The 13,735-nt window shown below is 51.5% G+C and carries 14 protein-coding genes; 5 read left to right on the forward strand and 9 right to left on the reverse strand.

Translation table 11 applies throughout. From position 1 onward, the window contains the following. A partial coding sequence (locus IE074_RS14365; RefSeq protein ID WP_189385467.1) for an IS3 family transposase occupies positions 1 to 82 on the forward strand: 82 nt, incomplete at its 5' end. 122 nt (positions 83 to 204) lie between these two features. Here the strand turns inward: IE074_RS14365 and pnp are convergent. Continuing rightward, positions 205 to 2,358: a polyribonucleotide nucleotidyltransferase gene (gene pnp, locus IE074_RS14370; RefSeq protein ID WP_189386137.1), complete on the reverse strand. Its 2,154-nt coding sequence runs from the start codon at positions 2,356 to 2,358 to the stop codon at positions 205 to 207. A gap of 155 nt (positions 2,359 to 2,513) precedes the next feature. Beyond that, positions 2,514 to 2,783: a 30S ribosomal protein S15 gene (rpsO, locus tag IE074_RS14375; RefSeq protein WP_189386138.1), complete on the reverse strand. Its 270-nt coding sequence runs from the start codon at positions 2,781 to 2,783 to the stop codon at positions 2,514 to 2,516. Positions 2,784 to 2,985: 202 nt separating this feature from the next. Between rpsO and IE074_RS14380 the strand changes: the two genes are divergently transcribed. Further along, complete coding sequence (locus tag IE074_RS14380; protein ID WP_189386139.1) at positions 2,986 to 3,504, forward strand: hypothetical protein; 519 nt, start codon at positions 2,986 to 2,988, stop codon at positions 3,502 to 3,504. 12 nt (positions 3,505 to 3,516) lie between these two features. On the opposite strand, the gene pssA is transcribed toward IE074_RS14380, so the two are convergent. From pssA to IE074_RS14410, 6 genes are all read right to left on the reverse strand, one after another. Beyond that, complete coding sequence (gene pssA, locus IE074_RS14385; protein ID WP_189386140.1) at positions 3,517 to 4,281, reverse strand: CDP-diacylglycerol--serine O-phosphatidyltransferase; 765 nt, start codon at positions 4,279 to 4,281, stop codon at positions 3,517 to 3,519. A gap of 9 nt (positions 4,282 to 4,290) precedes the next feature. After that, positions 4,291 to 4,944 carry a phosphatidylserine decarboxylase gene (locus tag IE074_RS14390; RefSeq protein ID WP_189386141.1) on the reverse strand — a complete coding sequence of 218 codons (654 nt, stop codon included), beginning with the start codon at positions 4,942 to 4,944 and terminating at the stop codon, positions 4,291 to 4,293. Between the two features lie 171 nt (positions 4,945 to 5,115). After that, complete coding sequence (gene pcaF, locus IE074_RS14395) at positions 5,116 to 6,318, reverse strand: 3-oxoadipyl-CoA thiolase (RefSeq protein WP_189386142.1); 1,203 nt, start codon at positions 6,316 to 6,318, stop codon at positions 5,116 to 5,118. A gap of 40 nt (positions 6,319 to 6,358) precedes the next feature. Then, positions 6,359 to 6,994: a 3-oxoacid CoA-transferase subunit B gene (locus IE074_RS14400; protein WP_189386143.1), complete on the reverse strand. Its 636-nt coding sequence runs from the start codon at positions 6,992 to 6,994 to the stop codon at positions 6,359 to 6,361. Between the two features lie 13 nt (positions 6,995 to 7,007). Then, positions 7,008 to 7,688, reverse strand: coding sequence for a 3-oxoacid CoA-transferase subunit A (locus IE074_RS14405; protein ID WP_189386144.1), 681 nt, complete (start codon positions 7,686 to 7,688; stop codon positions 7,008 to 7,010). A gap of 167 nt (positions 7,689 to 7,855) precedes the next feature. Then, on the reverse strand, positions 7,856 to 9,946 hold the full coding sequence (locus IE074_RS14410) for a 3-hydroxyacyl-CoA dehydrogenase NAD-binding domain-containing protein (RefSeq protein ID WP_189386145.1): 2,091 nt from the start codon (positions 9,944 to 9,946) through the stop codon (positions 7,856 to 7,858). A 242-nt stretch (positions 9,947 to 10,188) separates the two neighbouring features. On the opposite strand from IE074_RS14410, the gene IE074_RS14415 reads away from it, so the two are divergent. The 3 genes from IE074_RS14415 to IE074_RS14425 all read left to right on the forward strand — a co-directional run bounded on the left by IE074_RS14415 (position 10,189) and on the right by IE074_RS14425 (position 13,045). Then, positions 10,189 to 11,382, forward strand: coding sequence for an acyl-CoA dehydrogenase family protein (locus tag IE074_RS14415; protein ID WP_189386146.1), 1,194 nt, complete (start codon positions 10,189 to 10,191; stop codon positions 11,380 to 11,382). Between the two features lie 63 nt (positions 11,383 to 11,445). Continuing rightward, entirely contained in the window at positions 11,446 to 12,594 is a 1,149-nt protein-coding gene (locus IE074_RS14420) for an acyl-CoA dehydrogenase family protein (protein WP_189386147.1), read from the forward strand. 22 nt (positions 12,595 to 12,616) lie between these two features. Further along, positions 12,617 to 13,045, forward strand: coding sequence for a PaaI family thioesterase (locus tag IE074_RS14425; RefSeq protein ID WP_189386148.1), 429 nt, complete (start codon positions 12,617 to 12,619; stop codon positions 13,043 to 13,045). Positions 13,046 to 13,659: 614 nt separating this feature from the next. Here IE074_RS14425 and IE074_RS14430 read toward each other — a convergent pair. Then, positions 13,660 to 13,735: IS3 family transposase (locus IE074_RS14430; RefSeq protein ID WP_189384488.1), on the reverse strand; the 76-nt coding region annotated here is incomplete at its 5' end.

Raw genomic sequence — 13,735 nt, forward strand, 5'->3', positions numbered from 1 at the left:
CTACTATAATCACAAGCGTATCAAGCTCAAATTAAATGGCCTGAGTCCAGTACAATACCGGACTCAGGTTTTAGCTGCCTAGTTTTTAACCGTCCAACATTTGGGGGTCACTTCAGAGCGTGGGAACCAGAAATGTTACCATGCGAGAGCGTGGGAGCGAGTCCTTCACTCGCGTGGCAACGGGCAATAGCTCATTAAAGGTGATTATTCACCATCAGCAGGGGTTTCTGTGGGTTGAGCTGAGCCTTCCAGACCCTCCAGACCACCCAAAGCCTTGGCTGACAGACGCAGACGACCGCGGTCATCGGCTTCGATCACTTTAACTTTAACCTTCTGGCCAACGGCAAGCACGTCGTTGATATTGGCAATGCGGTAATTGGCAATTTCAGAAATGTGCAGCAAGCCATCACGACCTGGCAGGATTTGCACAATACCGCCAAAATCCAGCAGGCGCTGAACCGTACCTTCGTACACCTGACCCACTTCAACCACAGCGGTCAGCTCAGCAATACGACGCTCGGCTTCTTTGGCTTTTTCAAGATCAGCGCTGGAAATGACCACATCACCTTCATCACTGATGTCAATCTGGCAGCCCGTTTCTTCGGTAAGGGCACGAATGGTTGCACCACCCTTGCCAATCACGTCACGGATTTTATCGGGATTGATTTTCATGGTCAGCATGCGAGGCGCAAAGCTGGACAGTTCGGTACGTGAACCGGTAAGCGCTTCGTTCATTTTGCCCAGAATATGCAAGCGGCCTTCACGGGCCTGCGCCAAGGCAACCTGCATGATTTCCTTGGTAATGCCCTGGATTTTGATATCCATTTGCAAGGCGGTAATACCTTTTTCCGTACCGGCTACTTTGAAATCCATATCACCAAGGTGATCTTCATCACCCAGGATATCGGTAAGAACGGCAAACTTGCCACCGTCCTTGATCAGACCCATGGCAACACCGGCCACGTGATCTTGTACAGGTACACCTGCATCCATCATGGCCAATGAGCCACCACAAACGGAAGCCATGGATGAAGAACCGTTGGATTCGGTAATTTCAGAAACCACGCGAATGGTGTACTGGAAATCTTCATGTTTAGGCAACGTGGCAACCAGTGCGCGTTTGGCCAGACGGCCGTGACCGATTTCACGGCGTTTGGGAGAACCGAAACGGCCGGTTTCACCGGTGGCAAACGGAGGCATATTGTAATGCAACATGAAACGGTCACGGTACTCACCCATGACGGAGTCAATAATTTGCTCGTCTTGTTTGGTACCCAGTGTAGCCACTACCAGGGCCTGTGTTTCACCACGGGTGAACAAGGCACTGCCGTGGGTACGGGGCAAAACACCCAGACGGATGCTGATTGGACGCACGGTACGGGTATCGCGGCCATCAATACGGGGTTCACCATTCAGGATTTGTCCGCGAACCAGGGCTGATTCCAGGTCAAACATGATATTTTCAACCGCAACGCTATCTGGCGCGTCTTCGTTGTTTGCCGCCGCCTGTTCAACCAGCGCCTGCTTAACGCTGGCGTACACTTCTTTCAGTTTGCCGGTACGCTCTTGCTTCTGGCGAATTTCGTAAGCGGCTTTCAGGCCCTCTGAGGCCAGCGCGGTAACCGCAGCAATAAGCGGTTCATTCTTGGGCGCAGGCTCCCAATCCCATTCAGGCTTGCCGGCTTCTTCAACCAGTTCGTGAATGGCATTGATGGCTGCTTGCATTTGCTCATGACCAAACACCACACCACCCAGCATGACTTCTTCGCTTAATTGCCGGGCTTCTGATTCAACCATTAATACGGCAGATTCGGTACCGGCAACCACCAGGTCCATCTCGGAGTGCTGGAGCTGGGAAACGGTTGGGCTTAATACGTACTGACCATTGATATAGGCTACACGGGCAGCACCAATGGGGCCATTGAAAGGAATACCTGAAACAGACAAGGCAGCCGATGCACCAATCATGGCAACAATATCGGGGTCAATTTCGGGATCTACGGACAGGACATGGATAATAACCTGAACGTCGTTGTAGAAGCCTTCAGGGAACAACGGACGCAATGGACGGTCGATCAGGCGGGATGTCAGGGTTTCTTTTTCAGAAGGCTTGCCTTCGCGTTTGAAGAAGCCGCCGGGAATACGACCGGCTGCATAAGTTTTTTCTACATAATCGACCGTTAAGGGAAAGAAGTCCTGGCCTGCTTTAGCCTGTTTGGCTGCCACAACCGTGGCCAACACTACGGTATCGCCCATGGATGCAATAACAGCACCCGAGGATTGACGGGCGATCTCGCCCGTTTCCAGAACAACAGTATGACTACCATACTGAAATGACTTGGTCACTTTATTAAACATTTGTATTCCTTACAATAATTATTTGCCCGTTCACTGCAAAAATGCACCATGATCCCATGCATTTAAATTTGGCAAACAAACAACAATAAAAAAACCGTGCACAGTACCAAAATGGCACTGTGCACGGTTTTATCCTTGGGCAAAAACCCCGGAAATCACTTACGCAGACCGAGTTTTTCGATAAGTGCGCGGTAAGAATCAGGGTTACGGCCTTTCAGGTAATCGAGCATTTTGCGGCGACGGCTAACCATGCGCAGCAAACCGCGACGTGAGTGGTGGTCTTTCATGTGTGTTTTGAAATGACCGGTCAACTCGTTGATACGGGCGGTTAACAGGGCAACCTGAACTTCAGGAGAGCCTGTATCGCCTTCCTTGCGGGCAAATTCTGAAACGATTTCTGATTTTTTGATATCTGCTACTGACATAATATGTTCCTCTGGGACATGCGGTAACACTGAGGGGCATTACCGTGAATTACCATTAAAATAAAATTAAATATAACAATGCCTGCACGATAAAGGTATCATCAATACTAGTACCATACACCTGCAATAGCTAAGTTGGCCATTATAGCTTATTCCGATAGATAATGCCCAATTTATCTTCGATAACAAAAAGGAAATGAAAATGTTTACTTTGGCACAACATAAGCGGATTAAACCGGCCCTGCTGGCCTGCACCCTGCTGGCGCTTTCAGCCTGCACCACTTATCGGGACATCCCGCCCAACAGCTCCATCAGCCAGGTTGAAAGCCAGCTGGGCTCACCCAATTACCGCTGCACCCTGGCTGATGGCCGTCAAAGACTGGTCTGGAGCCAGCAACCCCTGGGGCAATACGCCTATGGCACCAATGTAAACAAGGATGGCCATATAGACAACGTCCAGTCACTGCTTACCGACAGCCATTTCAGGCGACTTAACGAAGGTCGCTGGACACAAAACGATGTGGCCTGCGAATTTGGGCCGCCCGCTGAAATAGACCGGGTTGGCCTGGGTGAAAAAAATGAAGTGGTCTGGACTTACCGCTACAAACAAAGCAATGCCTGGAATTCGTTAATGTTTGTGTATTTCGGGCGCGATGGCGATGCGGTTACCCATTACCATTCGGGCCCCGACCTGCGCTATGAGCGCTGGTGGAACGATTAGGCAAAACCACAACTACACGGGTGGGTCATCGTGGTTGCGGCGGCTGTTGTAATGCTGGCGGATTTTACGCCAGCGAAAATACCACACCCCCCAACCCGACAGGCCATAAATAACAAACAGCCCAAACAGCACAATCGGCGGATTCACCGACACAACGGCAAAAACCAGCACCACCGCCAGCATAATGGTGGCCGGTGACAGTTTTTTCTCGAGGGCCAGTGACTTGCCGCTAAAAAATGGCGCATTCGACACCATGGTAATACCGGTATAAGTGGTAATCGCAAAGGCAATCCAGGCCTGGAACTCGTAACTGGGAATTTTATTATCGACAGACAGCCAGACAAACCCGGCCACCAGGGCAGCCGCTGACGGGCTGGGCAAGCCCTGGAAAAAACGACTGTCCACCACCGCGATATTGGTATTGAAGCGGGCCAGACGGATAGCCGCCCCCGCCACATAAATAAAGGCGGCAATCCAGCCCCAGCGGCCAATATCCTGCAGCAGGTACTCATACATCACCAAGGCGGGCGCCACCCCAAAAGACACAATATCGGACATGGAGTCATATTGCTCGCCAAAGGACGATTGCGTATTGGTCATCCTGGCTACCCGACCATCCATGGCATCCAGCACCATGGCGGCAAAAATGGCAATGGCCGCCACTTCAAATTTGCCATTCATGGCCTGTACAATGGCATAAAACCCGGCAAACAGATTGGCGGTGGTAAAAGCGTTAGGCAGCAGGTAAACACTGCGACGGCGGTGAAGATCATTCATGATGTTTTACTATTCAGCAGGTAAATCGGCCAGGGCCGTGCTGGTGGCACTGACTTTATCACCAATAACAACTCTTGGACGGGACCCCAAAGGCAGGTAAACGTCTACCCGGGAACCAAAACGGATAAAACCATAACGCTGGCCGCGCTTGAGTTCATCTCCCTGTTTTGCATAACATAAAATACGTTTGGCAACCAGGCCAGCCACCTGCACAGCGGTAACGGTGTGCTTGTTTGGTGTTTCAAGCACCATGGCGTTGCGTTCGTTTTCAAGCGATGCCTTATCAAGGGCGGCATTAAAAAACCTGCCCGAAAAATACTGGACTTTTTTAACCGTGCCATCAACCGGTGAGCGGTTGGAATGCACATTGAACACATTCATGAAAACACTGATTTTGATGGCATCGCGCTGTGCATAAATATCATACACCTCTTCAACGGCCACAATGCGCCCATCGGCCGGAGACAGTACCAAATTGTCGCCATCAGGAGCAACCCGCCGGGGATCACGGAAAAACTGCAATACAAACAGGGCAATGATCCAGAACGGAATGGAAACCGCAAAAGACCAGAGCGAAACGATAAGTGCGGCAACAATGGAGATTGCCAGGAAAGGCCAACCCTCTTTGGCAATAACAGGATGAGGGTAATGAGGTTTGTTCATTCGATTTTTCAAGCAAGGCAAATAATAATTGCCCATTGTAATAAAAATAAATGCTTCGCGTACAAACAAAAAACCCAAGCCCGCATATAACAGGATTGGGTTTCTTGATTATTGAACAATTGTATTGACAGCCCCGCCGCCCGAAAGGAAAACAGGACTGCCAGACAAGCATTAAACGCGTTCGATAATAACGGCAGCACCCTGGCCAACACCAATACACATGGTGCACAGGGCATAACGGCCACCGGTGCGATGCAGCTGGTACATGGCGGTGGTTACCAGGCGGGCACCTGACGCACCCAATGGGTGACCCAGGGCAATGGCACCGCCATTGGGGTTCACGTGTTCGGCATCATCGGCCAGGCCCAGGTCACGGGTAACGGCCAATGCCTGTGCGGCAAACGCTTCGTTCAGCTCGATCACATCCATTTGCTCAAGGGTCAAGCCTGCTTTGTCCAACACCTTGCGAATGGCGGGTGCAGGGCCAAAACCCATGATGCGTGGCGCAACACCGGCGGTTGCCATGGCAACCACACGTGCCTTGGGGGTCAGGCCGTATTTCTTGACGGCTTCATCAGAAGCCAGCAACACGGCGCAGGAACCGTCGTTAACACCCGAGGCGTTACCGGCAGTGACCGAACCACCCTGACGAACCACCCCTTTGAGTTTAGCCAGGGTTTCTGCCGTGGTTGCACGCGGGTGCTCATCGGTATCAACGATTTTAGGATCAGCTTTTTTCTGGGGGATGGAAACCGGAATGATTTCTTCCTTGAAAACACCTTCCGCAATCGCACGCGCGGCACGTTGCTGGCTGCGAAGGGCAAAAGCGTCCTGGTCTTCGCGGGAAACCTTGAAGTCATCAGCCACGTTTTCAGCGGTTTCAGGCATGGAGTCAATGCCGTACTGCTCTTTCATTTTAGGATTGACAAAACGCCAGCCAATAGTGGTGTCTTCAATTTTGGCAGTCCGAGAAAAAGCGGTTTCAGCCTTGCCCATGACGAATGGGGCACGTGACATGCTTTCAACACCACCGGCAATCATCAGATCAACTTCACCGGATTTGATCGCACGGGCAGCGGTACCAATCGCGTCAAGGCTGGACGCGCACAAACGGTTAATAGTGGCACCGGGCACCTCAACCGGCAGGCCTGCCAGCAAGCCGGCCATACGGGCCACGTTGCGGTTATCTTCACCCGCCTGGTTGGCACAACCGTAAATAATATCGTCCAGTTCGGCCCAGTTTACGGAAGGGTTACGCTCTACCAGCGCCTTAATCGGCAAGGAAGCCAGGTCGTCGGTACGAACGGTGGACAAACCACCGGCGTAACGGCCGATGGGGGTACGGACGGCATCACAAATATATGCATTAGTCATTTTGCTGATTTCCAGAAAAAGATAAAAAAATTAAAAACGATTAGAAAATGAGCTTCGCGCCTGTGCGGGCCTGCAAGTCTTCATCACTGATATCCACCAGTTTCTCGATGACTTTTACACCTTCAGGTGTAATTTCAAGGACGGCGATATCGGTATAAATGCGACTGACCACACCCAGACCGGTAACAGGCAAGGTACATTTTTCAAGAATTTTGGGAGAGCCGTCTTTGGAGTTGTGCTCCATCAGGATAAACACTTTCTTGGCACCTACGGCCAGATCCATGGCCCCACCCACTGCCGGCGGCTCACCGGGACGACCCAGCGACCAATTGGCCAGGTCACCATTGGCGGCAACCTGCATGCCACCCATGATGCATAAATCAAGGTGACCGCCACGCATGATGGCGAAAGAATCCACGTGGTGGAAAAAAGAACCGCCTGTTAACAGGGTTACCGGCTGTTTACCGGCGTTGATCAATTCAAAATCTTCCTCTCCTTTTGGCGGGGTTGGGCCCATTCCCAGAATACCGTTCTCGCTATGCAGCAACACTTCATCTTCAGGGTTAAGGTAATTGGCCACCAGTACGGGAATACCAATCCCCAGGTTAACGTAGCTGCCAGGAGGAATATCTTTTGCCAGGCGCTCAGCCATTTGCTCGCGTGTGATTTTTTCCATTTTATTGTTTTCCTTAGCTAGAGATATGAGGATTTTCAACCTGAACCACGCGGTTCACGAAAATTCCCGGTGTAATGATGTGTTCGGGATCCAGTTCACCCAGTTCCACAATTTGCTTGACCTGGACAATGGTGGTTTTGGCAGCCTGGCACATGACCGGGCCAAAGTTGCGTGCTGCCTTGCGATACACCAGGTTCCCCCAGCGATCACCCTTTTCAGCCAGGACAAATGCAAAATCACCGTGAATGGGATATTCAAACACGTAGTGCTGACCATTGATTTCGCGGGTTTCCTTGCCTTTGGCCAAATCGGTGCCATAGCTGGTACGGGTATAGAAACCACCCAGACCGGCCCCGGCTGCGTGCAGGCGCTCGGCAATGGTACCCTGCGGCACACATTCAAGCTCGATTTTACCGGCCTTGTATTTCTCATTGAAAACATTCGAATTGGATGACTTCGGAAATGAACAGATGATTTTGCGAACGCGATCTGCCTTGAGTAAAGCGGCCAGACCGGTTTCAAAGTTACCCGCATTGTTATTCACAACCGTCAGGTCACGGGCACCCTGGTCAATGAGGGCGTGAATCAGTTCGGTAGGATGACCGGCCCCGCCAAAACCGCCAATCAGGACGGTAGCGCCGTCAAATACGTCCGCGACAGCTTCTTCAACGCTGCCACAAATTTTATTTATCATATCTAAAGCCTTAAGTTTGCGACTAATGAAAATGTGATCAATCAGCACAAAGACAGCATCATTTTACGCTGTAGTGATTGATCCTGAATGGCAGCTTGCGCACCATTCAGGATATCAAGCCTGTCTTTGAGATCGTTAATTTTAACGTATCCCGCCGTACAAATTGCTTATTTCAGGGGCTCGTTGGATTCTGCATGCTTTTCAAGCAGCGGAGCAAGCTTCCAGAACCTGGCCTCTGCCTCGGAAGCGGCGGCAAACCGCTTGATGGCACGTACGACATTGAACAGGCCAACCTGTTGTGCGTAGTGCATTGGGCCGCCACGATGAGCTGGGAAACCATAGCCGTTCAGGTAAACGATATCAATATCGGAAGCACGCAGGGCAATGCCCTCTTCCAGAATCTTGGCACCTTCGTTAACCAGCGCAAAAATACAGCGGTTGACAATTTCCTGGTCACTGACCACACGCGGGGTGATGCCACGGGCTTCGCGGAACTCCTTGACAATGTTCTCAACCACCGGATCAACGATAGGCGTACGGTTGCCCGCTTCATATTTGTACCAGCCCGCACCGGTTTTCTGGCCAAAGCGGCCCGCTTCACAAATACGGTCGGCCACCACCGGCACGTAGGCATCAGGGTTGGCTTCGGCACGACGCTTGCGCACGGCCCAGCCAATATCCAGACCGGCCAGGTCGGCAACACGGTATGGACCCATGGCAAAACCGAAGTTTTCAAGGGCTTTATCAATTTGTGAAGGCGATGCACCGGCCAGCATGGCGTTGTCGGCCGCATCACGGTAAGCGTACAGCATGCGGTTGCCAATGAAACCGTCACAAACACCGGACACGACCGGCTTCTTGCCAATTTTCTTGCCCAATGCAATTGAGGTGGCCAGCACATCTTTCGCGGTTTTTTCACCACGCACGATTTCCAGCAGTTTCATGACATTGGCAGGGCTGAAAAAGTGCAGGCCAATGACGTCTTCAGGGCGGCTGGTAAAGCCGGCAATCACGTTAAGGTCAAGGGTAGACGTATTGGAAGCCAGAATGGCGCCTTTTTTCATGACACGGTCCAGCTCTGAAAACACGGCTTTCTTGACATCCATGTTTTCAAATACCGCCTCAATCGCCAGGTCGACATCGGCAAAATCATCATAGCTAAGGGTGGTTGACAGCAATGCCATTCTTTCTTCAACCTGCTCTGCCGTAATACGCCCTTTTTTCATGGTGTTTTCGTAGTTGCGGCGAATCGTGGCCACACCACGGTCCAGGGCATCCTGTTTCTGCTCTAGCAGCACCACCGGAATCCCCACGTTCAGGAAGTTCATGCTAATGCCGCCACCCATGGTACCGGCACCAATCACACCCACTTTTTCAACCTTGCGCAACAATGTATCGGCTGGCACGTCAGGAATCTTGGTGGCCGCACGTTCGGCACTGAAAATATGGCGCATGGCCGCCGATTCAGGCGAGCTCATGAGTTGCAGGAACAATTCGCGCTCGAATTTCAGGCCATCATCGAATGGCATGAAAACACTGGCTTGCACGGCATCCAGGCATTTAAGCGGGGCAATTTGGCCTTTTTTACCATTTTCAAGCTTCTCACGGGCGGCCTGCAAAATCTCATTGGCACCCTCGGGGCTGATTTCAATATCACGCACACGCTTGAGCGGCAGGTTTTGTGCAACCACTTCTTTGGCAAAGGCAATGGCGGCACCAACCACGTCAGTTTCAACCACTTTATCAAGCAAAGCGGTATCGGCCAGTGCCTTGGCCTTGATGACTTGGCCGGTGGTGATCATGTGCAAGGCTTTTTCCAGGCCGACAACACGTGGCAGGCGTTGTGTGCCGCCCGCGCCAGGCAACAGTCCCAGTTTTACTTCCGGAAGGCCGATTTGCGCATGGGCCGCAGCCACACGGTAGTGGGCACCCAGGGCCAGCTCAAGTCCACCGCCCAGGCAAACGCCATCAATGGCAGCCACAACCGGCTTGGTCACATTTTCAAGCACTTCAATGACCACACGCAGAATGGGCTGCTGCAAAACCTTGGGTGTGCCAAATTCGGTCACATCGGCACCGCCTGAAAATGCGCGTGCAGAACCGGTAATGACAATGGCATCAACCCCACTGTCCGCTTCGGCCTGATCAACGAAAACAACCAGGTTTTTCCTGAGCGCGTAGCTCATTCCATTAACGGGAGGGTTCTGAAATGTAATTAAAGCTACACGATCTTTAATTTCATAAGTTGCGTGACTCATTTAATCTGGCTCCAAAGAGTATTTAAACTATTTTGTTATTAACAATTCCGCAATGCGGAAATAACGGATTGCAGTAATAATACACCATATTATTCACCAAAGACCTTATTCTGAATCATATAATGCTTAAAACGCAATGCTTTTAATGGACGCGAATTCAAGGTATCATAATTCCATTTTAAAGATTTTCATTTTGCAATGCAGAATTACCTATTCTTCTTAAACTCTACAGAGATATAACCATGGATATCAATTTCAATGCGGAACAGCTCGCGTTCCGGGAAGAAGTCAGGACTTTCCTGAAAAATAACGTCAGTGACAGTATCAGGGCAAAAATTTTCAACTGCGAACCGCTAGGCAAACAGGAGCGGGTGGAATGGCAAAAAACATTATACCGTCAGGGCTGGGGTGCACCCGCCTGGCCGGTTGAATATGGCGGCACTGGCTGGGATGCCGTGCAACGCCATATTTTTGAAGAAGAATGCGCCACTTACGGTGCCCCCGAGCAGCTGTCTTTCGGACTGAAAATGGTAGCGCCGGTTATCCAGAAATATGCCTCACAGGAAATCAAGGACCGTTTTCTGCCCCGTATTATTTCAGGTGAAGACTGGTGGTGCCAGGGGTATTCCGAACCCGGTGCCGGCTCGGACCTGGCCTCTTTGAAAACCAGCGCCGTGCGCGATGGCGATCACTATATTGTGAACGGCCAAAAAACCTGGACCACCCTTGCCCAGCACGCCGACTGGATTTTCTGCCTGGTTCGCACCGACCCTGAAGTACGCAAGCAGGCGGGGATTTCCTTTTTGCTGATTGACATGAAAACCCCCGGCATTACCGTGCGCCCCATCATTATGCTGGACGACGGGCACGAAGTGAACGAGGTGTGGTTTGAAAACGTAAGGGTGCCCGTTTCCAATTTGGTGGGTGAAGAAAACCAGGGCTGGACTTACGCCAAGTTCCTGCTGGGTCATGAACGCACCAATATTGCGCGGGTTGGCCGCTCCAAAGCTGCGCTTGCCCGCGTTAAGGAAATGGCCCGCAAGCAGCCTGGCAATAATGGCCGGCCGCTTATTGAAGACCCGCGTTTCCGTGACCGTCTGGCCCAAATTGAACTGGACCTGATGGCGCTGGAAATCACCAACCTGAAAGTGGTGTCGGCCGATGGCAAACAACACACGCCCGGCCCCGAGGCGTCGATTCTTAAGGTAAAAGGCTCCGAGATTCAACAGGACATTGCTGAATTGGCCTCGCTGGCCCTGGGCAATTACGCACCCGCCCATATTATGGACACTTCCCATGAAGATATCAGCAGTGCATTCCCGGCTGATTTTTATCATTTAACGGGAAATTCGTTCAATGTGCGCAAAACAACCATTTATGGCGGTTCAAGTGAAGTGCAGAAATCCATTATTTGCCGGATGATTCTTGGCCTGTAAGGCATAACGGCAACATTGAACCTACTTACCTGAACTTAGTAAACGAATATCTGGAGCTTTTCCATGGATTTTAATTTCACAGAAGAACAGCTGGCGCTGGAAGATACCATTAGCCGGTTTATTAACAAAGACTATGCGTTTGAAGCAAGAAGGAAACTGGCCGCCAGTGAAGAGGCCTATGACCGCAATGCCTGGAATACCTACGCCGAACTGGGCATTCTGGCCCTGCCTTTTCATGAAGACCTGGGTGGCCTGAACGGTACACCACTGGACACGTACCTGGTCATGAAAGCCCTGGCGCCCGGCCTGATTTTAGAGCCTTACGTAAGCACCGTAGTGCTTTCTGGCGGCCTGATTAACGCGCTTGGCACAGCGGAACAAAAAGAAACACTCATTGCCGGTATTGCCGACGGTTCTGCCACGTATGCCTTTGGCCATTACGAGCCCGGCTTCCGTTATCTGGAAAAAATGGTATCCACCACCGCCACGAAATCAGCAAACGGCTGGGTACTGAACGGGCACAAAGCCATGGTGATTGATGCGCCTTCTGCCGGTCAACTGCTGATTTCCGCCCGCACCCATGGTGAAACCGGCGATGAGGACGGCATTTCCGTTTTCCTGCTAGACCCCGCCACCCCCGGCGTAACGCTGAAAACCTACAAAACCCACGACGGCCATTATGCCGCTGATATCGTGCTGGACAAGGCTGAAGTACCCGCCAGCGCCCTGCTTGGTGAAGAAGGCAAGGCCCTGCCCGCGATTATGGATGCGATTGCCCAAACCAACGTGGCCTTGTGCGCCGAACTGGTTGGATTAATTAAAGCTTTGAATGATGCCACCCTTGAGTATCTGAAAACCCGCAAGCAGTTTGGCGTGGCGATTGGCACTTTCCAGGCCTTGCAGCACCGCATGGCAGAGATGGCGATTGCCGCTGAGCAGGCCAATTCAATGGCCTTGCTGGCCGCGATCGAAATGCAAAACGGGAACCTGCAGCACCGGGTTTTCAAGGCATCGGGCGCGAAAGCTTATATTGGCAAGCTGGCTCGCAAGGTGAGCCAGGAGGCGGTGCAGATGCACGGCGGCATGGGAGTGACCGATGAGCTGAATGTGGCGCATTTTTACAAGCGTGTGAATTTGATTAACACGATGTTTGGCGATCACGATTTCCATATGCAACGCTATAGTGATATGCTTGATGTCCCTTTGAATTAATTTTTTAAATACTAATAACACCATGAGCAATCACGATATTCCCAGTGGGTTCCGTTTGTTGAACAGGAACAGTCCGTTTTCAGATTTGACGGGTCCTTATTTTGAGCAGGTTGATGAGAATGGCAAGCATACTGTTTTAGGTATCCGCCTGACTCACGAGCATTTGAATAAGATCGGGGTAGCCCATGGTGGCACGATGATGACCATTGCCGATAATGCCTTCGGTGATGCGATTTTGGCTCATTACGACCATCCGGTGGCTTTTGTGACGGTGACGCTGAATAGCGAGTTTATGTCACCGGCCAAAGCCGGCGATTGGGTGGAGGCACGGGTCAAGATTCATCGTGCCGGCAAACGGATGATTTTTGCCAGCTGTGCATTAACGGTTGAAGGCAAGAATGTGTTCAACGCCAGCGGAGTATTTTCGCTGATTGAAAAGCGTCAAGCTTAAACAGTTCACCCCCTCCCCTCGTTCCCACGCTCCGCTCACCCCCTCGTTCCCACGCTCTGCGTGGGAATGCCTATCCCAAAACAGCATCAGCTCACTCTCCCACTCGTTCCCATGCTCCTGCGTGGGAATGCATACCCAAAAATAGCACCAACCCACTCCTGCCCGGAAATGCATAAAACCAAACTACTGGCAAACAACGTGCGCCAAGTACACCCCCACTTTGCTCTGACGCCGCTTCGCGCCGAAGTCGCTGCAGTGGGGGTTGTACTTGTCACACTTGCGTTAATTCAAAAGAAAGTTCACCTCAAACTGCGCTACTCATTCTGAAATTCTGGAGGAGCTCCCACGCAGAGCATGGGAACTGGATCAGGCTTCTGCCACCGCTGAAAAAACCAACCTGTGAACCAGCCTTCTTGAAACTGACAAAGCGGGGATTCACCTTGCAGGTGCAGCGACTTCGGCGCGCAGCGGCGTCGGAGCAAACCTGCAAGGTGAATCACCGCGCTGTTTATTTAGAAACCTGGCGTTCCCACGCAGGAGCATGGGAACGAGAAAAAAAACCTGGCGTTCCCACGCAGGAGTGAAGTGACCCCCAAATGTTGGACGGTTAAAAACTAGGCAGCTAAAACCTGAGTCCGGTATTGTACTGGACTCAGGCCATTTAATTTGAGCTTGATACGCTTGTGATTA

Source organism: Advenella faeciporci (assembly GCF_014652395.1).
In the GTDB taxonomy this organism is placed as follows: Bacteria; Pseudomonadota; Gammaproteobacteria; order Burkholderiales; family Burkholderiaceae_B; genus Advenella; species Advenella faeciporci.

What these genes read in the sequence shown, in the direction of transcription:
- pnp (WP_189386137.1), bottom strand. Translation starts at nt 2,358, where the DNA reads ATGTTTAATAAAGTGACCAAGTCATTTCAGTATGGTAGTCATACTGTT.
- IE074_RS14415 (WP_189386146.1), top strand. Translation starts at nt 10,189, where the DNA reads ATGGATATCAATTTCAATGCGGAACAGCTCGCGTTCCGGGAAGAAGTC.
- IE074_RS14410 (WP_189386145.1), bottom strand. Translation starts at nt 9,946, where the DNA reads ATGAGTCACGCAACTTATGAAATTAAAGATCGTGTAGCTTTAATTACA.
- pssA (WP_189386140.1), bottom strand. Translation starts at nt 4,281, where the DNA reads ATGAATGATCTTCACCGCCGTCGCAGTGTTTACCTGCTGCCTAACGCT.
- IE074_RS14425 (WP_189386148.1), top strand. Translation starts at nt 12,617, where the DNA reads ATGAGCAATCACGATATTCCCAGTGGGTTCCGTTTGTTGAACAGGAAC.
- IE074_RS14400 (WP_189386143.1), bottom strand. Translation starts at nt 6,994, where the DNA reads ATGGAAAAAATCACACGCGAGCAAATGGCTGAGCGCCTGGCAAAAGAT.
- IE074_RS14380 (WP_189386139.1), top strand. Translation starts at nt 2,986, where the DNA reads ATGTTTACTTTGGCACAACATAAGCGGATTAAACCGGCCCTGCTGGCC.
- rpsO (WP_189386138.1), bottom strand. Translation starts at nt 2,783, where the DNA reads ATGTCAGTAGCAGATATCAAAAAATCAGAAATCGTTTCAGAATTTGCC.
- IE074_RS14390 (WP_189386141.1), bottom strand. Translation starts at nt 4,944, where the DNA reads ATGAACAAACCTCATTACCCTCATCCTGTTATTGCCAAAGAGGGTTGG.
- IE074_RS14420 (WP_189386147.1), top strand. Translation starts at nt 11,446, where the DNA reads ATGGATTTTAATTTCACAGAAGAACAGCTGGCGCTGGAAGATACCATT.
- IE074_RS14405 (WP_189386144.1), bottom strand. Translation starts at nt 7,688, where the DNA reads ATGATAAATAAAATTTGTGGCAGCGTTGAAGAAGCTGTCGCGGACGTA.
- pcaF (WP_189386142.1), bottom strand. Translation starts at nt 6,318, where the DNA reads ATGACTAATGCATATATTTGTGATGCCGTCCGTACCCCCATCGGCCGT.